Origin of the sequence: Halomonas saccharevitans (assembly GCF_032333995.1) — a bacterium.
Lineage (GTDB): Bacteria > Pseudomonadota > Gammaproteobacteria > Pseudomonadales > Halomonadaceae > Halomonas > Halomonas saccharevitans.
This window is the reverse complement of record NZ_JAVXUR010000001.1, coordinates 523,150-541,650: the sequence shown is the minus strand read 5'-3', so window position 1 is coordinate 541,650 and position 18,501 is coordinate 523,150. Positions and strand designations below refer to the sequence as shown.

General features: G+C 64.6%; 17 protein-coding genes. 8 read left to right on the top strand and 9 right to left on the bottom strand.

The genetic code is table 11. The annotated features are described in order from the left end of the window. Nucleotides 1-19: 19 nt before the first annotated feature. The 5 genes from RSO68_RS02520 to RSO68_RS02500 form a co-directional block, all read right to left on the bottom strand. Nucleotides 20-766 (bottom strand): M15 family metallopeptidase, encoded by a 747-nt coding sequence (locus tag RSO68_RS02520; protein ID WP_315585323.1) that lies wholly within the window; start codon nucleotides 764-766, stop codon nucleotides 20-22. A gap of 16 nt (nucleotides 767-782) precedes the next feature. Then, the gene (locus RSO68_RS02515; RefSeq protein WP_315585322.1) at nucleotides 783-2,060 is read right to left on the bottom strand and encodes a TRAP transporter large permease; all 1,278 of its coding nucleotides are present in this window, start codon (nucleotides 2,058-2,060) and stop codon (nucleotides 783-785) included. After that, nucleotides 2,057-2,548, bottom strand: a complete 492-nt coding sequence (locus tag RSO68_RS02510; protein WP_315585321.1) for a TRAP transporter small permease — start codon at nucleotides 2,546-2,548, stop codon at nucleotides 2,057-2,059. The genes RSO68_RS02515 and RSO68_RS02510 overlap by 4 nt, the downstream gene beginning before the upstream one ends. Nucleotides 2,549-2,633: 85 nt before the next feature. Then, on the bottom strand, nucleotides 2,634-3,668 hold the full coding sequence (dctP, locus tag RSO68_RS02505; protein ID WP_315585320.1) for a TRAP transporter substrate-binding protein DctP: 1,035 nt from the start codon (nucleotides 3,666-3,668) through the stop codon (nucleotides 2,634-2,636). A gap of 109 nt (nucleotides 3,669-3,777) precedes the next feature. Next, nucleotides 3,778-4,677 carry a LysR family transcriptional regulator gene (locus RSO68_RS02500; protein WP_390882383.1) on the bottom strand — a complete coding sequence of 300 codons (900 nt, stop codon included), beginning with the start codon at nucleotides 4,675-4,677 and terminating at the stop codon, nucleotides 3,778-3,780. A gap of 279 nt (nucleotides 4,678-4,956) precedes the next feature. Here RSO68_RS02500 and purU point away from each other — a divergent pair, with 279 nt between their 5' ends. Then, entirely contained in the window at nucleotides 4,957-5,811 is an 855-nt protein-coding gene (gene purU, locus RSO68_RS02495; RefSeq protein WP_315585318.1) for a formyltetrahydrofolate deformylase, read from the top strand. A 99-nt stretch (nucleotides 5,812-5,910) separates the two neighbouring features. Further along, nucleotides 5,911-6,582, top strand: a complete 672-nt coding sequence (locus RSO68_RS02490) for an energy-coupling factor ABC transporter permease (protein WP_315585317.1) — start codon at nucleotides 5,911-5,913, stop codon at nucleotides 6,580-6,582. A gap of 62 nt (nucleotides 6,583-6,644) precedes the next feature. On the opposite strand, the gene dinB is transcribed toward RSO68_RS02490, so the two are convergent. Continuing rightward, complete coding sequence (dinB, locus tag RSO68_RS02485; protein WP_315585316.1) at nucleotides 6,645-7,700, bottom strand: DNA polymerase IV; 1,056 nt, start codon at nucleotides 7,698-7,700, stop codon at nucleotides 6,645-6,647. Nucleotides 7,701-7,845: 145 nt separating this feature from the next. Then, nucleotides 7,846-8,502 carry a transcriptional repressor LexA gene (gene lexA, locus RSO68_RS02480; RefSeq protein ID WP_315585315.1) on the bottom strand — a complete coding sequence of 219 codons (657 nt, stop codon included), beginning with the start codon at nucleotides 8,500-8,502 and terminating at the stop codon, nucleotides 7,846-7,848. Between the two features lie 304 nt (nucleotides 8,503-8,806). On the opposite strand from lexA, the gene RSO68_RS02475 reads away from it, so the two are divergent. After that, nucleotides 8,807-9,475, top strand: a complete 669-nt coding sequence (locus tag RSO68_RS02475) for a TetR/AcrR family transcriptional regulator (protein ID WP_315585314.1) — start codon at nucleotides 8,807-8,809, stop codon at nucleotides 9,473-9,475. Further along, nucleotides 9,475-9,993 carry a L,D-transpeptidase gene (locus RSO68_RS02470; RefSeq protein WP_315585313.1) on the top strand — a complete coding sequence of 173 codons (519 nt, stop codon included), beginning with the start codon at nucleotides 9,475-9,477 and terminating at the stop codon, nucleotides 9,991-9,993. Before RSO68_RS02475 ends, RSO68_RS02470 begins: the two co-directional genes overlap by 1 nt. A gap of 102 nt (nucleotides 9,994-10,095) precedes the next feature. On the opposite strand, the gene RSO68_RS02465 is transcribed toward RSO68_RS02470, so the two are convergent. Continuing rightward, entirely contained in the window at nucleotides 10,096-11,328 is a 1,233-nt protein-coding gene (locus tag RSO68_RS02465; RefSeq protein ID WP_315585735.1) for a type II secretion system F family protein, read from the bottom strand. A 38-nt stretch (nucleotides 11,329-11,366) separates the two neighbouring features. Beyond that, complete coding sequence (gene pilB, locus RSO68_RS02460; protein ID WP_390882374.1) at nucleotides 11,367-13,154, bottom strand: type IV-A pilus assembly ATPase PilB; 1,788 nt, start codon at nucleotides 13,152-13,154, stop codon at nucleotides 11,367-11,369. 482 nt (nucleotides 13,155-13,636) lie between these two features. Between pilB and RSO68_RS02455 the strand changes: the two genes are divergently transcribed. The 4 genes from RSO68_RS02455 to RSO68_RS02440 all read left to right on the top strand — a co-directional run bounded on the left by RSO68_RS02455 (nucleotide 13,637) and on the right by RSO68_RS02440 (nucleotide 18,459). Next, on the top strand, nucleotides 13,637-13,999 hold the full coding sequence (locus RSO68_RS02455) for a pilin (protein ID WP_315585733.1): 363 nt from the start codon (nucleotides 13,637-13,639) through the stop codon (nucleotides 13,997-13,999). 176 nt (nucleotides 14,000-14,175) lie between these two features. Beyond that, nucleotides 14,176-15,666 carry an O-antigen ligase family protein gene (locus RSO68_RS02450; protein WP_315585312.1) on the top strand — a complete coding sequence of 497 codons (1,491 nt, stop codon included), beginning with the start codon at nucleotides 14,176-14,178 and terminating at the stop codon, nucleotides 15,664-15,666. 423 nt (nucleotides 15,667-16,089) lie between these two features. Continuing rightward, nucleotides 16,090-16,926, top strand: coding sequence for a 3'(2'),5'-bisphosphate nucleotidase CysQ (gene cysQ, locus RSO68_RS02445; protein WP_315585311.1), 837 nt, complete (start codon nucleotides 16,090-16,092; stop codon nucleotides 16,924-16,926). Nucleotides 16,927-17,022: 96 nt separating this feature from the next. Next, a complete protein-coding gene (locus tag RSO68_RS02440) occupies nucleotides 17,023-18,459 on the top strand; it encodes an MBL fold metallo-hydrolase (protein ID WP_315585310.1) in 1,437 nt (478 codons plus the stop codon). Nucleotides 18,460-18,501: the final 42 nt, after the last annotated feature.

Below are 18,501 nucleotides of genomic sequence, written 5' to 3'. Positions count from 1 at the left end.
TATTAACCCTCGGCGTGGTTTACCACTGGCGCTGCCAGCGACTCTCGATGGTCTCGAGCTCCGTCGGGCCGTAGAGCGCCCGTGGCTGGCCGCTGTAATGGGCCCAGAGCTGGTCGCCGGCATCGAAGTGCCACCATTCGCTCGGCAGGTTGGTGAAGCCCTGCTCGCGCATGGCGCCATAAAGGCGGCGTCGGTTGTCGCGTGTCTCTCGCTGGCGGGCATCGGGGCGGTCGAGTGATTCGAGGGCGGCGGTGTGCGAGGCCGGCACGGCCTCATCGAACTGTGTGCCCATGTCCAGCGCCAGCCCGTCGGCGTCGCACAGCGTCACGTCCACGGCGCCGCCGGTGAGGTGCGGACTCGGCGCGCTCGCATCATAGCTGGGCACGGAGACGAACTCCCGCGTCCGCGCCATCAGCGCCTCGTCGTCGAGGGTGGGGTGATGCGAGCGGATGGCCTCCTGCAGGGTATCGAAAAGGTACTGCTGCACCCGCCAGGGGCGCCAGCCGTCGAGCACCACCAGTCCGAGGCCCGCGGGCAGCGAGCGAGCCACGGCGAGGAGCCGGCGGTAGACCCCCTCGCGGACGTAGCATTCGTCGATCGCGCCGGGAATGTCCTGCTTGGCATAGATCGGGAAGGTCTTGATGCGCGAGGGTGCCAGGCTCAGGGGCACCAGCGGCTCGTCGCTTCCCGCGATGGGAATGCGACTGAGCACTGACCAATCGGGCTCGGCGTGATGGTCGATGGGGGATGACAGCGAGCGGTTCACGATAGTCTCCATGGGCTCAACCCAGTTGGGTCGGTAGCCAGAGGGTCAGAGAGGGAAACAGGATCAGCAGGATCAGGACCAGGATCGCCGTGACCACGAACGGCCAGATGGTGCGAAACAGCGACACGATCTCCAGGCGGCTCACGGCGGCGGCCACGAAGACGCAAGCGCCCATGGGCGGAGTGATCAGGGCGATGGTGATGTTCAGAGTGATGATGATGCCGAGATGCACCGGATCGATGCCGGCCATGATCGCCACGGGCGAGAAGATCGGCGTCAGCAGCATTAGCGCTGAGACCTCCTCCATGAACATCCCGGTGATGAAGGTGATCAGGCTCAGCAACAGCAGGATCACCACCGGCTGCTCGATGTAGGGCGTCAGCAGCGCCACGAACTCGTTGGGCACCTGAGCATAGGAGAGCAGCCAGCTGATAGTGGCCGAGGCGGCCATGATCAGGAAGATGGCTGAGGTCAGTCTTGTGGTGTCGACGATGGCCTTCCAGAACTCGGGGATCCGCAGATTGCCCTGAGCCATGCCGCACAGGGCGACGTACAGTGCCGTCAGGGCGCCGGATTCCGTGGGGGTCACGAAGCCCATGACGATCCCTGAGACGATGATGAAGGGGGCCACCAAGGCAGGCAGCGCGCCCAGTGCCGTGACCGCCAACTCGCGTGGCGAGGGCAGGCCGCCGCGCTTCTCGAGCCCCTTGTGCCAGGCGTACCAGGCGTTCATGGTCATGAACGCCACGCCCAGCAGCAGGCCGGGAACCACGCCGGCGAGGAACAGGTCGCCCACCGAAGTGTTGGTCAGCGAGGCGTAGAGGATCATGAAGATGCTGGGGGGGATGATCGGCCCGATCAGCGAGCTGCCGGCCGTCAGCCCGGCGGCGAAGGCGGTCGAGTAGCCCTCCTTGCGCATGGGCGGCACCAGCAGCGAGCCCAGGGCCGAGGTATCGGCCACCGCCGAGCCGTTGACCCCGGCGAAGAAGATGCTGGAGACCACGTTGACATGCCCCATGCCGCCGCGCAGATGGCCGACCAGCAGCTTGGCGAAGGCCATGAGCCGGTCCGTGAGCCGCGTTACGTTCATCAGGTTGCCGGCGAGAATGAATAGCGGGATGGCCATCAGGGAGAAGGCATTGATACCGCCGAAGAACTGCTGGGGCATCATGCGCGCGATCATGGCAGGATCGACGAACAGAAAGCCCACCACCGCCGTGACGAGCAGGGAGACAAAGAGCGGAAAGCCCAGTAGGACATGGGCGAGGAACACCGCCAGCATGGTCAGGGTCATGTCGGATCGTCCGTGAGCGTTTTCAGGGGGGCCGGGCCATGGCACAGGGCATGCCACGCCAGCAGGGCAAAGCCGATCGGCAGGGAGAGCATTGGCCAGGTCCGGCTGATGCCCAGCCCCTGGCTGGTGAACATCGAGACCGACAGGGCGTAGCGATAGCTGACGATGGCGGCGGCGACGGCCAGGCTTAGGGTCAAGAGCCACTGGTAGAGATTAAGGATCCGACACAGCCGGGGAGGCAGCAGGCTCTCGATCAGGGCGACGCGCATGTGGCCGCCTTCTATCCAGACCGCACCGGCGCCGAGCAGTACGCTGCCGATGATCAGGAAGCGGGCCAGCTCATCCGTCCAGATCGGCGCCCCTCCCACTAGATAGCGCATGAATACGCCGAAGAGGATCACCGCCAGATCGAGCAGCAGCAGGCTACTAGCCACCGTCAGGGACGCGTGCCGGCTGATGGCCAGTACACGGGGATTCAAGAACGCCATAAGGGAGAGGTTCCATGGGCTGTCATGGGGCAGGGGCAAGGCCCCTGCCCAAATTGCAGGACGACGCGAGGGCGGACCGCGTGGATTATTCGACCAGGTGCGTCATTCCGGCGTCTTCGAGTGCCATGTCGATGTAGGCAGGATCTATGTCCTGCTCACCGAGCCACTCGATGTAAGCTGGCTGGCCCTGCTTGCGAAATGCCGCCAGTTCCTCCTCGGACGGGCGAATGACCTCCATGCCCTGCTCCTCGAGAAAGGCGATGCGCTCGTCGACGCGGCTTTCGTTGCGCTCGCGTGCCATCTCGTTGGCCTCGTCCACTGAGCTCATGAAGGCCTCGCGCATCGACTCTTCCCAGCCGTCGATCATGGCGCCGTTGCCGACCAGGAACTGGTCTGAGTACTGGATATTGGCCAGGGTCAGGTAGTCCTGCACTTCGTAGAGGCTGCCGAGGATGATGTACATCGGTGGATTCATCTGGCCATCGGCGACGCCTGTCTTCAGCGCCATGTAGACCTCGGTCCAGGGAATCGGCGTGCCGGATGCGCCGAAGGCCTCGTAGAGCGCTACCTGGCTGGGATCCATGGCGCGAAAGCGTAGGTCCTCGAAGTCGCTGGGGGAGGAGATGGGCTTCTCGTTGTTGGTGAAGGCCAGGAACCCGCCTTCCTCGACGACAGCCAGCAGCTCGACGCCGGCGCGCTCACGCAGGTCGCCTTCGACAGCTTGCCAGTACTCGCCTTCGTCGAAGAAGGTGCGTGCTGCATCAAAGTCATCGAAGAGGAAGGGAATGGCGCTGACGAATATTTCCGGAACTAACGGCGACATGCCGGCGAAAGAGGCGATGTTCAGGCTGGGACTGTTCATCGTCTGCTCCATGCGCTCCTGCTCCTCGCCCAGCATGCTGTTGGCATAGAGCTTGAGCTTGAGCTCGCCGTCGGTCTTCTCCTCGACCAGTTCCTTGAGGTGGGTGGCGAAGACGTGTACGGCGTTCTTGTCGGCGTCGGGGGCGCCGTTGTAGCTCAGGTTCACGGTCGTGGCGGCATGGGCCTGGCCGGCGAGTGTTCCGGCTGCCAGCAGGGCCGCGGTCAGGGAAGAAAGGGCAAACGCTCGAGGACTCTTCATGCTCGGACTCCGGGGTTGTTGTTGGTGATATCCCGGCCTGTCGGCCGACACCCAAGCAGGTTAGGCGTTGATGCGTTGACTTATCAAATCAGAAGGTGTTGTTTTTATATCAACACTCGGTGTCCAGCAGACGAGGTGCGTCGGCGTTGAAGAAGCGCATACCCCGGCAGAGGTGGTCCAGGCAGGCGTTGGCGGCGACCGTAAGCTCACGTCCCGTGAGGCTCACGATCTGCGCGCGGGCATCGCTGAGCACGCTGTAGGCCATGGGGAGCACGGTGATATCGCCCTGCCGGATTTCCTCGGCCACGGTCAGCTCGGGCATGAAGGTGATCCCGGTTCCCCAGCGCACAAAGTTCTTGAGCACGGCCACCGAATTGGTGTGCAGGCGGGCGTGGAGAAAGACGCGTTCTTGATGGGCCACGGCGTTGACCATCTGGCGCATGCCGAAGGGGTTGTCCATCAGGCCAACGGGCCACTTGGCCAGCTCCTGAAAGCGCATAGGATGACGGCAGTGAGCCAGCTCATGATCGGCAGGCACGATCAGATCCAGGGGCTGGCGCGTCTCGATATGGCAGGTCAGCTGCGGGTCGATCGGGGGCGCATAGAGCAGGGCCAGTTCCACCTCGCGGTCCTTGACCAGCGCCATGGCCTCGTTGACGCCGGCCATCACCACGTCGAGCTCGATGCCCGGGTAGGCGTTCATGAACGACTGCAGGGGCGCCGAGATCAGATCGGCGATGAAGCCTTCGCCCACCGCGATACGCACCTGACCGCTGACCAGCCCCTGAAGGGCCGACAAGCGGGAGATGACGGCGTCTTCCGCCGCCTGCTGGCTGTGGTAGTGATCCACGAGCAGGCGGCCCGCCTCGGTTACCTTGATGCCGCCGGCATGACGTTCCAGCAGCAGTGTGTCGAGATGCTCCTCGAGCTGGCGTATCTGACGGCTGATGGCCGACACATCGATATCGAGATGGGTAGCGGCCTTGCGCAGTGAGCCGCGGCGGATCACCTCGCTCAAGTAAGATAAGGCTCTCGTATTGAGCATCGCCTGCGGTGCCTCGTCGGATGTTGGGGAAGCGGTGTGGTTCGAGCGACTACACCATACCGCCCCGGAGCATTGGGGCAAGCGTGTTGGGGTAAGTGCCGCGATGTCTGGGCGCTCATGAGGGTGTCCACACCTTGTCGGCGCTTTTTTCTTCATTCCGACGACACCGCCCGGGGCGTGCCCGAAGCGCCTGTTTTGGCTACACTGTCGCTCCCTGTTACAGCCTCAACTCGGGTTCATTCGATGTCACACTATTACCGCCTGGTAGTTTCCTGTCCCGACCGTCTGGGCATCGTCGCCAGGGTTTCCAGCTTCATCGCCGGCCACGGCGGCTCGATCACCGAGGCCAGTCAGCACTCCGACCTGGAGGGTGGCCGTTTCTTCATGCGCTACGAGATCCTCGCCGACTCGGTGGGGATGCCCCTGGAGGCGCTGCGCGAGGCGTTTGCGCCGATCGCCGAGGAGTTCGAGATGGCCTGGGCGCTCAACGACACCCGCCAGCGGCGTCGGGTGGTGCTGATGGTGTCGCGGGAGACCCACTGCCTGGTGGACCTGCTCTACCGCTGGACGGCGGGTGAGCTCGATTGCGACATCGCCGGTGTGATCTCCAATCACGAGGACATGCGTGGCCTGGTGGAATGGCACGGCATCCCCTACCACCACGTACCGGTCAAGGCCGACGACAAGCAGGTCGCTTTCGACGAGGTGCAGCGGCTGGTCGATGAGGCGCGCGCCGACTGCGTGGTGCTGGCCCGCTACATGCAGATCATGCCGCCGGCGCTCTGCGATCGCTTCCGGGGCCGGATGATCAACATCCACCACAGCTTCCTGCCCTCGTTTGCCGGCGCCAGGCCCTACCACCAGGCGCACCAGCGCGGGGTGAAGCTGATCGGCGCCACCTGCCACTACGTCACCGAGGAGCTCGATGCCGGACCGATCATCGAGCAGGACATCCACCGGGTCAGCCACTGCCATACGCCCGAGGATCTGGTGCGCTTCGGCCGCGACGTGGAGAAGGCGGTGCTGGCCCGCGGCCTGCGATGGCACCTGCAGGATCGCGTGCTCATTCACGGCAACAAGACCGTGGTCTTCGCGTGACGGCTAGGCTGACGATCGAGAGGTATTTCGTGAAGTGACTCGTGAAGTGACTCGCGAGGCGAATGGTCCGGATAACTGCGCGTACAAGAGGGAGTCGAGATGACGATCGCCGAACCGGTACTCGCCTCCTGGCTGCTGTGGCTCTGCGGCCTGGTCTCCCTGGCCGTGGTTGGCCTGGCGCTGAGCCGGCGGCCCTGGGTGGCGCTGATCGAGGATAACGCCCTGCAGCATCGCTGGCTGGCCGCGACCGTCATCGTGATGCTGTTCTGGCAGCTGCGTGCCCAGGCCGTGGACTGGCTGACCCTGCACCTGATGTTCACCGCGCTGCTGACGCTGATCTTCAAGGCGCCGCTGGCGCTCTTGTCGATCACCGCTATCAACGTCGCCATGGTGCTGCTGGGGCGCATCGACTGGCCGCTGCTCGGGGTCAACGTGCTGGTCACCGGGGTGGTGCCGGCGCTGGTGACCGGCATCGTCTGGCGACTGGTCGATCGTCGCCTGCCCGACAACCTGATGGTCTTCCTGTTCGTCTGCGGCTTCTTCGGCTCGGCGCTCGCCACCCTGGTCGCCGGCCTGGCCATGGTAGGCCTGATGGCCGTGGGGGCCAGTGATGCCGAGGCGCTGCGCCAGGCGCTGGAGTATGCCCGCTTCCTGCCGCTGCTGATGCCGAGCGAGGCCTTTATCACCGGCATGCTGATGAGCATCCTGCTGGTCTACCACCCCGGCTGGGTCGCCACCTTCAACGACCATCGCTATATCGATACGAAGTAAGCGGCCAATGGTTAATCGCCGAGGGGATTATCCTTGCTTCTCGGTGCTTGGCCGCTTGGCGCTTATAACGGCAGCGTCAGCTGCTGCCTCGCGTGTTCCGGTACCAGGCGAACGCCGACGCCGAGCAGGCGCACGGGGCGACTGGCTCTGGCCCAGGCCTGTTCCAGCAGTCGGGTGTAGCTTTCGGGCGCTGGTGACAGCCCGCGGCTCTCCAGGGTGGTCAGGCTGAAGTCGTCGAAGCGCACCTTGACGAAGAGCCCGGCGAGCGGTGGATGGCCGTGGCGCTCGAGGCGGCCCTGGAGCTTGTCGCAAAGCGGGGCGAGGGCGGCGCTGGCGCTCGCCAGGTCCGGAAGGTCGCGGTCGAAGGTGGTCTCCACGCTGATCGACTTGCGTTCCCGTTCGACGCGTACCGGGCGGTCGTCGATGCCTCGGGCGAGTTCGAAGAGCCGGCGGCCGAACTTGCCGAACTCCTCAATCAGCCGCTCGATGGGCAGCTCGCGCAGATGCGAGCAGGTGGTGATGCCCATGGCGTCGAGCCTGGCCCCGGTGGCCGGGCCCACGCCGTGGAGTTTCTTCACCGGCAGCTCGCGCACGAAGGCATCGACCCGCTCCGGCGGGATCACCGTCAGGCCGTCGGGCTTCTCCCAGTCGCTGGCGATCTTGGCTAGAAACTTCGAGGAGGCCGCGCCGACCGAGATCGTGATACCGGTGCGTCGGTAGCACTCCTCCTTGATCCAGCGTGCCATCCAGGTGGCGCTGCCGCGAAAGCCCTCGACGTCGGTGACGTCCAGGAAGGCCTCGTCCAGCGACAGCGGCTCGACCAGCGGGGTGAGCTCGTGAAAGACCGCCTGGATCTGCGCCGAGACCTCGCGATACTTCTCGAAGTGGCCGGGCAGCAGGGTGAGGTGGGGGCAGAGGCGCAGCGCCCGGGCGGTCGGCATCGCCGAGTGGATGCCGAATGCCCGGGCCGGGTAGTTGCAGGTGGCGATTACCCCGCGCCGCTCCCGAGAGCCGCCGATGGCCAGGGGGATGTCACGCAGGCTCGGGTCGTCACGCATCTCCACCGCCGCATAGAAGCAGTCGCAGTCGGCGTGGAGAATCTTGCGAAGTTGGCTCATGCGATCAAGACGGCATGTTCTGAAGCGAGTCGAGCGAAGGCCAGACAAGGCAAAAACCAGCGAAAAAGCGGAGTCTACAAGTCAGTAAATGAGCATTTTAAGCTGATTTTTAACGCAGTATGGCCGAGCGCAGCCCGCTTCAGGGCTAGCCCAGCGCCTGGCCGTTGCCGCCACGGATGACGCCGACGCCGACGCCCTCGATCTCCAGCGGGTCATGGCGCAGGTCGACCTCGATGGGGGCGAAGTCCGGATTCTCGGCCTCGAGGGTGACCACATGCCCCTGGCGATGGAAGCGCTTGACGGTGACCTCGTCCTCCAGGCGAGCGACCACGATCTGGCCGTCGCGGATGCGCTCGGTGCGGTGCACCGCCAGCAGATCTCCCTCGAGGATACCGACATCCTTCATCGAGAGGCCGCGAACGCGCAGCAGGTAGTCGGCGCGGGGGGTGAAATACTCCGGCGGCAGCGGGCAGTAGCGGTCGATATGCTCGGCGGCGAGAATCGGACTGCCGGCGGCCACCTCACCGATGATCGGCAGGCCCTGGCTGGGCTCCTCCGGGGGCTGCTCACCGAGGGATTCAGGCTCCTGGGCCGGCAGGCGAATGCCGCGGGAGGTGCCGCGGATCACCCGGATCGCGCCCTTGCGCTCCAGGGCGCGCAGGTGCTCCTCGGCGGCGTTGGCCGACTTGAACCCCAGGGCTCGGGAGATCTCCGCCCGGGTCGGCGGATAGCCCAGCTCGTTCATGGTCTTGACGATGAAATCGAGCACGTTCTGTTGCCGAGCGGTAAGGGAGCGGCTCATGGGACCTCCGGGGTCGGTAACCGTTGGGGACGATGCCATCGTCGCGTCTGGTCAAGTATACAGCATGTCTTTCCATCCAGTAAAAGCGATAAGCAGCCAAGCAGACTAGCAGCCAAGAAAAACCTCCAGCAGATTTCTCTGCTGGAGGTTTTTCTTGTTGCCATAGATGGGGGGCGAGCACCATCCTGCTCGGCGCTCGGTAGCGTTTCAAACGCCATGACGTTGGTGGCATTGAGCCATCCCATTGTCTGTCATAGACTCCTGCCACATTCAAACAAATGTTTCTAATCACGTGGAGCCTCCGATGGCCCAGCAGCCCGACACCGTCACGCGCATCCTCGATACCGCCGAGGTGCTGTTCGCCGAGCGCGGCTTTGCCGAGACCTCGCTGCGCAACATCACCAGCAAGGCCAAAGTCAATCTGGCCGCGGTGAACTATCACTTCGGGTCCAAGAAGGCACTGATCCAGGCGGTGTTCGCTCGCTACCTCGATCCCTTCACCGTGCGCTTCCACGCGGCGCTCGATGAGCTCGAGACTCGCCATGAAGGCGGCGTCATTCCCCTGGAGGAATTGCTCGAGACCATGGCGCGCTGCGTGCTGGAGGTGCCGGCGGAGCGCAACAGCTTGAAGGTCTTCATGCGCCTGCTGGGGCTCGCCTACAGCCAGGCCCAGGGCCACCTGCGGCGCTATATCCAGGAGGAGTACGGCAGCGCCTTCTCCCGGTTCACGGAGCTGGTGCGCCTGGCGACGCCGGAGTTGCCCGACGCGGAGCGCTTCTGGCGCCTGCACTTCATGCTGGGCACGGTGATCTTCACGCTCTCGGGGCTCGATGCCCTGCGTGACATCGCCGAGCAGGATTACGGGGAACGCGTGGGGGTGCGCGACCTGGTGCGTCGCATGCGTCCGGTGGTGGTGGCGGCCATGAACGCGCCGCTGCCGGAGTCCCTTCACACGCAGCAAGAGGCCGGCTGATGCGCACGCCCGTGCTCACCGAGCTGCCGCCGGAGGCGGGGCCCTGGCTGGAGATCGATACCGCCGCCCAGCGGCTGAGCGTGTGGCGAGGCCGCGAGCGGCAGTGGACGTGCGATGTGTCTACCGGTGCCAACGGTACCGGGGAGGAGGAGGGCAGCGGTGCCACGCCGCTGGGCTGGCACTATGTTCGTGCCGCCATCGGGGCGGGCAACCCGCCGGGCAGCGTCTACCGGGGGCGCCGCCCCACTGGCGAGGTTTATTCCGAGGCGTTGGCGGCCGAGCACCCGGGGCGCGACTGGATCCTCACGCGCATTCTCTGGCTCTGTGGGCTGGAGCCGGGCCGTAACCGCGGCGGCAACGTCGACTCCCAACGGCGCTACATCTATCTGCACGGCACCCCGCCGAGCGAGCCCATGGGCGTGGCCCGCTCCCACGGCTGCGTTCGAGTGCGCGATGACGACCTGCTGGCGCTTTTCGAGATCGCCGTATCGGGCACCCCTGTTTGGCTGCACGACTGAGGGCCAAGCAGCCAACCAGCCAATAAAAACCTCCAGCAGACAACTCTGCTGGAGGTTTTTAGTATCGCCATAGAGGATTTCGAGCACCATCCTGCTCGGCGCTTAAATCACGCTGCCCAGCTCGAAGATCGGCAGGTACATCGACACCACCAGCCCGCCGACCAGCACGCCGAGCACCACGATGATCAGGGGTTCGAGCAGCGAGGTCAGCGTATCGACCTTGTTGTCGACTTCCTCCTCGTAGTAGTCCGCCACCCGGTTGAGCATGGCGTCCAGCGAACCGGCTTCCTCGCCGATGCCGACCATCTGCACCGCCAGCGCCGGAAACCGCTCGGTCATGCGCATGGCGAAGTGCAGCTGCTGGCCGGTGGCCACGTCTTCGCGGATCTGGGCGATCGCCCGCTCGTAGACCATGTTGCCCGCCGCGCCTTCGGCGGTTTCCAGCGCCTCCACCAGCGGCACACCGGCGCCGAAGGTGGTGGCCAGGGTGCGTGAATAGCGCGCCACCGAGGACTTGTCGAGGATGTCGCCGATCACCGGGATGCGCAGCGCCACTTTGTGCACGCGGTAACGAAACGCTGCGGACTGCTTCATGCCGCGGCGCACCAGGAAGATGGCGGCCACGATGCCGATCAGCCCCCACCACCAGTACTGCTGGGCGAATTCCGACATGGCGATGGTCATGCGCGTCATGGCGGGCAGCTCGGCACCGAAGCCGTTGAACAGGCTCTCGAACTGCGGCACGACCTTGATCAGCAGCAGGGCGGTCACGCCGATGCCCACCGAGATCACCGCCGCCGGGTACCAGAGCGCCTTCTTGACGCGGCTCTTGAGCGACTCGATCTTCTCCTTGTAGGTGGCGACCCGCTCGAGCATATGATCCAGCGAACCGGACTGCTCGCCGGCCTCCACCATGTTGGCGAAGAGTCGATCGAAGTGGTCGGGATGGCGCTTTAGCGCCTCGGAGAAGCTCGCGCCGGCCGCCACGTCGTTCATCAGCTCCTGCACGAGCGCGCGCATGGCCGGCTTCTTGAGGCTCTCCGCCACCACCTGGAAGGCCTGCAGCACCGGCACGCCGGCGCGGATCATGGTGGCCATCTGGCGGGCGAAGAGCATGATGTCGCGCGGCTTGATCGTGCCCATGCCGCCGCCGATACCGCTCTTGCGACGCACCTGCTTGACGATGATGTGCTGGTCGGCCAGGATCTGGTTCACTTCCGCGCGCTTGGTGGCGATGATTTCGCCGCCGATCTTGCGGCCGTTAGGTCCCTTGCCCGACCAGCGCCAGCGATAGAGCTTGAGCTTCTGGTGCTTGCGCGTGGGGCGCGTTGCCATGTTCATCGTCTAGGTTCCTGCGTCGCGTTATCGTGGTGTCAGTCCTTGGTGACCCGGTTGACCTCGGCCAGGCTGGTCAGCCCCTGCATCACCTTGAGGATCCCGCTGCGTCGAAGGTCCGGGTAGCCCTCCCGGCGGGCCTGGGCATCGAAGTCCCGCGAGTTGCCCTCGGTCATGATCAGCTGGCTCATGGCGTCAGAGATCGGCACCACCTCGTAGATGCCCACCCGGCCCTTGAAGCCCTGGGTGCAGTGCTGGCAGCCCACCGGCTCGTAGATGGTGGCGCTGGCGACCTCGTCTTCGGTGAAGCCCTGGGCGAGCAGTGCCTCGCGGGGGATCTCTGCCGGCTGCTTGCAGCGCTGACAGAGTCGGCGCGCCAGGCGCTGGGCGATGATCAGGCTCACCGAGCTTGCGATGTTGAAGGGCGCCACGCCCATGTTGGCCAAGCGTGTCAGCGTCTCCGCCGCCGAGTTGGTGTGCACGGTGGAGAGCACCAGGTGGCCGGTCTGGGAGGCCTTGACGGCGATCTCGGCGGTCTCCAGGTCGCGAATCTCGCCGACCATCACCACGTCCGGGTCCTGGCGCAGGAAGGCGCGCAGGGCGCTGGCGAAGCTCAGGCCGATCTTCGGCAGCACGTTCACCTGGTTGACGCCCGGCACCTTGATTTCCACCGGGTCTTCGGCGGTGCAGATGTTGCGCTCCACCCGGTTGAGCAGATTGATGCCGGTGTAGAGCGAGACCGTCTTGCCGCTGCCGGTGGGGCCGGTGACCAGTATCATGCCCTGAGGATCGTCGAGCACGCCCTCGTACATGGCCCGCTGCTCGGGGGTGAAGCCGAGCTGTTCGATGCCCATCTGTGCCGAGCTCGGGTCGAGGATGCGCAGCACCACCTTCTCGCCGTAGACGGTAGGCAGCGAGTTGACGCGAAAATCGATGGAACGGGTGGTGGAGAGCTTGAGCTTGATGGCGCCATCCTGGGGCAGGCGGCGCTCCGAGATATCCAGCCGCGACATCACCTTGAGGCGCGCGGAGATGCGCGAGCGCATGGCGAAGGGCGGATGGGCCACGTCGTGCAGGATGCCGTCGATGCGAAAGCGCACCCGATAGCTGGTCTCGTAGGGCTCGAAGTGGATGTCCGAGGCGCCGCGCTGGATGGCATCCAGCAGGATCTTGTTGACGAACTTGACGATCGGGGCGTCATCGCCGGCGGCCGCCACCGCGGCCTGCTCGTCGGAGGCATCGACCACGCCCTCGTCGTAGGCGAGCTCGCCGACGGCGTCGTCGACGCTTGCCAGCTCATCGAGCATGCCGCTTTCACTGTTGGCGAGATAGCTCTCGAGCACCGGGCCAAGCTGGTCGACCGGGGCCAGCACGCCTTCCAGCGTCAGCCCGGTGGCGAACTGCAGCTCGTCGAGCAGGGTGAGCGTGGCGGGGTAGGGCACGGCGACGGTCAGCCGGTGGCCGTGGCGCATCAGCGGCAGCACCATCAGCCGGCGCAGAATCCGGTCCGGGTAGTCCCTGGCCGGCGGCAGGCTATCCAGGCGCAGGGCATCGAGATCGAAGATCGGCAGGCCGTACTCCCAGGCCGCACACAGCGTGGCCTGGCGCGCCGGCAGCATGCCCGTCACGATCAGGTGTTCGAGCAAGGAGCGCTCCGCCTCGCGGGCCTCGGTCTCGGCACGCGCCGCCGCCGCCTCGCCCAGCAGGCCATCGGCGACCAGGCGCCTCGCCAGGCCGCCGCGCCGTGTCGCGCCCTGCAGGGCGGAAGGCTCGGGCTTCGGCATGGCCGGGGGCTGCTCAGGAGATGGGGGGCGGTAGTCGTTCATGGTGCCTCGTGGTGTGGCGGGCCTCGGGGTGTCGCGACAGGGCGCGGTGGACGTTCGTCGGCTGTGTCGATTCTAGCCCCTGGGAACCCGCCGCGCCCAGCGCCACGTCATGCGTTGGCGAGGTTTTGCCCATCATTAGTCTCATGCTTTAGCATCAAATATCGGGTGATACCTCGCCTGCCGCGGGTAATACCGCTTGCAGGGCGATGGAGCGTAAATTAATGTAACGCCTAGCGAGCGATGTCATGCTTGAGGCACTGGATGGCGGGATTCGTATGATACGTGGCATGTGAGGGGATAGGGCTCTGTGAGCGGGGCTTGCACCGCGAAAACGTACCCCAGCCCCTGACGATCCACGGATCATTCTCATCCCTGACATCAACGTAAATCCGCACGGGCGCCAGATGAAGGCTCACGCCAGGCCCGATACGGCGAACATGAGTAAGGAACAGGTAATGTACGGTATGATGAAGAAAACGCAGATGAACAAGGCGCAGGGCGGCTTTACCCTGATCGAGTTGCTGATCGTGGTTGCGATTATCGGGGTGCTGGCGGCGATTGCGATTCCGCAGTATCAGAATTACGTTGATAGATCTGAAAATGCAGCTTGTCTTTCGGAAGCACGTTCGTTCGCTACATACGTAGCAGCCGAGCGTTCATCAGGCGCTGCTGATCCTGATACTGATGCTGCTTTCGGATCAGGTTACACATCGTCTTGCGATACAATTGGTATTGGCAGTGAAAGTGAAGTATCTGCTCAGGGCGACTTTATTTATTACGAATCTGGAACGGGCCAAGGCGATAGCACAGGCGCGGTACGAATTGGTGTAGCTTTTAATAGCTAATTGGCGATGGCTACTTTGGGACTTCCCCCTTTCCCATCTAGCCTGTACTAACTAGCGGCCGGCAGTGATGCCGGCCGCTGGCGTTTCTGCCTTTCAGTTTTATAGCCGTTTCGCTAGGTGATCGGGAAGTGTAACCATCTTTCCTCCTTGTCCCGAATCGATAATGTCGAGGCATCATGCCCTTTTCCCTTACCTCATCCGCCGATCGTCGCGGAATCGCCCTTTCATGGCCGGTATTCGTCCTGGTCATTGGCATCGCTTTGGGCATATTGCTGCCATGGCAGGCGGGTGGGGCGAGCTCTTTCGCCGCCCAGCGCGGCGCTCAGTTCGTGAGCCTGATGCTGCTTATCGCGGTAGGAGGCTGGCCGATGCGTCGAACGTTGTCGTCGTCGCTGCCCCCGGTCAGCCGCCTTGGGCGTTGGCTGTCCATCGGCGGCGTGTTGTTGGCATCGCTGTCGGTGCTGCTGGCGCCGTTGCCCGCTGTGGCGCTGCTGGAGCTGGCCTATCTGTCGATGCTTGGCGTGGCGGCAGTGCTGGTGTGGCATGGCGCCCGCTGCCTGCCGCGGCTTGGCTGGGTCATCCTGGGGGGGCTCATAGCCCTGTTCATGCTGATCTATGCGGCCCTGGCCGCGGATCACCTGCAACTGGTATGGGCGTTTGCCAACCGCCACGATTTTGGCCCGGGGTTCGCCAATGTGCGCTTCTTTGCCGATGTGGCGGTGGGGTTAATGCCGTTGGCGATGCTCTACGCGCTGGCCCGACGGCGGCCTTCCCTGATCGCGTGCCTGCTGTGTTTCCTGCCGTTGAGCTTTTGGTGGTGGCTGCTGTGGGTATCCGAGAGCCGGGCGGCGCTCCTGGGGCTCTTCGTGGGGGCGGCCTGTGCCTTCCTGGTGGTGGGCCGTGCCGCGCGCTGGCCGGTGCTGCTGCTGGCCCTCTCTGCCGCGCTGGGGCTTGCCGGATGGTGGACCGTCAATCCGCTCGGTGGCGGCAGCGGTGGCGAGGAGGCCGTCTTCCTTCGCGACATTACCTCGAGTTCCCGTCGATTCATCCTCTGGCCCGAGGCGCTGGGCTACGCAGTGGACCACTTTCCCCTGGGTATTGGGCCCATGGGCTTTGCCTATAGCGGCACGTTGCTCGAGGGACACGCCCATAATCTGTTCTTCAATACCGCGGCGGAATGGGGATTTCCGCTGATGGCGCTGTTGGTAGGGGTGTCGCTCTACGGCGCCTGGGTGATTCTGCGGCGCGGCCGCAACATGGGTGAAGAGGATAAGCGGGGCTTTGCCTGCCTGGTGATCGCCTTCGTCGGGGTGATGGTGAACGCGCAGTTTGCCGGCTCGCACATCATCCCGTTGAGCGCGATGGTCATGGTGCTCGTCATTGGTTTGGTTTTCGGTTATCGCCCTAGTCACCTGCGGCCATCTAATGTGCCTGCTAGTCAGGTGCCGTTGGGGGCTACCCTGCTGTGGGCCGCGTTGATGCTGGTGCTGGCATATCTACTTTATGCGGGCGCGGAGCTCTATTGGCTTGCAGAAAATTCGACTTCTCGCTGCTTTCAGGAACTCGGCCGCGCCTACTACTACCCGCGCTTCTGGGCGCAGGGGCGATTGGAGTGCATGCAGATGACGACTCCAGATCATTGGTTGTTCTGGACGTGGCGAGGTTAACCGAGCATCCATGGGTTTGACGCCTCGCTCGGCGGACGCGGTTGTGAGCGATGGCGTCCCCGATATTCTTCTCGGGATCCCCCCAGCGCGTCGAACAGGGAGCTGTTGAGCACAATGCCGGTATCGCCGATGCGCACGCCGCCGCGGTACTCTTCATTGGCCGTCCGTGATGCTCGGCCCAAGGTGGCTTGTGAGGTGCGGCAAGGCTTTGCCGGCGGTACACCAAACGCCGCTATGTTGTTATGTCGCCCAGTAACTGCCATGCATCCCTTTCATGCTGGAGGGGCGGTAGCCGAATGAGTGGGCCAGGTCACCGTAGGCGCCCTGATGGGGCATGCAGGTGAAGCCCCAGAAACCGATCCGAGGCAAGTGTCGAACTGGCGGGGCGGTCGAACGGTGTGCCGGGTAAGGAGGAGAACGCGAATGTGGCTGGAACATGAAACGCTCATGCGGCTGATTGCTGGGGTGGAGGACGCCGGACGCCAGGTCATGGCGGTGTATCGGGGAGACTACGCCATCGAACACAAGGCGGATCACAGCCCACTCACCGAGGCCGATATGGTCGCGCACCATGCGCTTCTGGCGCTGATCGAGCGTGAGACGCCGGGTGTTCCGGTGCTCTCGGAGGAGTCCGGCGATATCCCCTTCGCCATTCGCCGAGGCTGGTCGCGCTACTGGCTCGTCGACCCCCTGGACGGCACGCAGGAATTCATCGCCGGCAACGGCGAGTTCACCCTCAACCTGGCGCTGATCGAGGACGGCGTGCCGGTGCTTGGCATCGTGCATGCGCCGGCGCTTTCCTTGGATACAGTCACCTGGTGGGGGCAGGTCGGGCAGGGCGCTTTCAAGCGCGAGGGCCATCGTGAGGGGCCGATCCATGTGCGGCCGCTGCCGGACCCCGGGCGCGAGCCCTGGCAGGTGGTCGGCAGCCGACGCAACGGCATGCAAGCCTTTGCAGCCTTCTGTCGGGCGCTGCCGGCCCACAAAACCCAGTCCATCGGCAGCTCGCTGAAGTTTTGTTTGATCGCCGAGGGCCGGGCGGATCTCTATCCGCGACTGGCGCCCACTCGCGAGTGGGATACCGCCGCGGCCCAGGCCATCGTCACCGCGGCCGACGGGCAGGTGCTCGACGCCGAGACGCTCAGGCCGCTCGTCTGCAACCGCCGGGAGAGCCTGCTCAATCCTCATTTCATCGCCTGTGGGCAGCGCGATGCTCGCTGGGAGCGGGCGCTGTCCGAGGCCCTGAGAAGCGAGCCCTAGCGCCGCGAGTGAGCATCGTGAGCTTGAGTTAGCATTTGTGCGCTTTGCCTGGCCTACACTGACGGCACTGAATAGTCGGCAGGGAGGCCGCCGCTAATGTCATTGTCACCATCTCACTCGCCACGAATTGTTCACCACGGCGCCGCCGAGGGCGTGACCGGCAGCTGCCATCGTTTGCAAGTCGGTGACGATCGCGCCCTGCTGGTCGACTGCGGTCTCTTCCAGGGTCAGGACGCCGACCATCTCGACAACCTCCAGCAGCACCGGGTGCGCTTTCCGGTTCACGACGTGCTGGCGCTGGTGGTGACCCACGTGCATATCGATCATATCGGCCGGCTGCCCTATCTGCTGGCCGCGGGATACGAGGGCCCGATTCTCTGTTCTGTGCCCTCAGCGCGGCTGCTGCCGCTGGTGATTGAGGACGCCCTGAAGATCGGCTTTACCCGTGATCGTGCATTGATCGAGCGCTTCCTGGCCGAGGTGGAGAAACGCCTGGTGCCGTTGGACTACCGGCAGTGGCATACCGTCATCGACGATGAGCGCCACCGGGTTCGCGTCAAGCTGCAGCGCGCCGGGCATATCCTCGGCTCGGCCTATGTAGAGGTCGATACGCTCGATCGTGCGACCGGTGAGAGTCACCGCACGGTGTTCTCCGGCGACCTGGGCGCGCCTTATGCGCCGCTGTTGCCGGCACCGAGATCCCCCTATCGCGCCGATACCCTGGTGCTCGAAAGCACCTATGGCGATCGATGCCATGAGGGGCGGCGAGCTCGTAGACAGCGCCTCAAGGGCGCCATCGGCCGGGCTTTGGCGAATGGCGGCAGCGTGGTGATTCCCGCCTTCAGCATCGGCCGCACCCAGGAGCTGCTCTATGAGCTCGAGGGCCTGATCCATGGCACTCATGACGCGCGTTGGCAGGAGCTCGAGATCATCGTCGACTCCCCGCTGGCCGCGCGCTTTACTCAGGTGTATCGCGAGCTCAGGCCCTGGTGGGATGCCGAGGCGCATCGTCGACTTCGCAATGGCCGCCATCCGCTCAGCTTCGAGAATCTCTATACCGTGGAGAGCCATGAGGAGCATGAGCAGACCGTCGATTACCTTGCCCGCACCCATCGCCCGGCGGTGGTGATTGCCGCCAGCGGCATGGTCACCGGCGGGCGAGTGGTCAACTACCTCAAGCGCATGCTCGATGATCCGCGCCACGCCGTGGTGTTCATCGGCTATCAGGGGGCCGGCACGCCGGGGCGAGACATCCAGCGCTTCGGGCCGCGCGGCGGCTGGGTAATGCTCGACGGCGAGCGCCTCGACATCCGCGCCCATATCGAGACCGTCAGCGGCTACTCCGCCCACGCCGACCAGCAGAACCTGCTCGACTTCATTCGCCGCATGCGCCATCCGCCGCGCCATGTGCGCCTGGTGCATGGCGAGCGCGATGCTCAGCTCGCACTCAAGGCCCGTATCGAACAGTGGGCGAGGGAGGCGGGACGGCATATCGAGGTGAGTCTGGGAGCCGATCTTCTGGCTTTGCGATGAGCCGGGGAGCAGAAGGTCTTGATGGGAGCCGTGTTTGCGCGG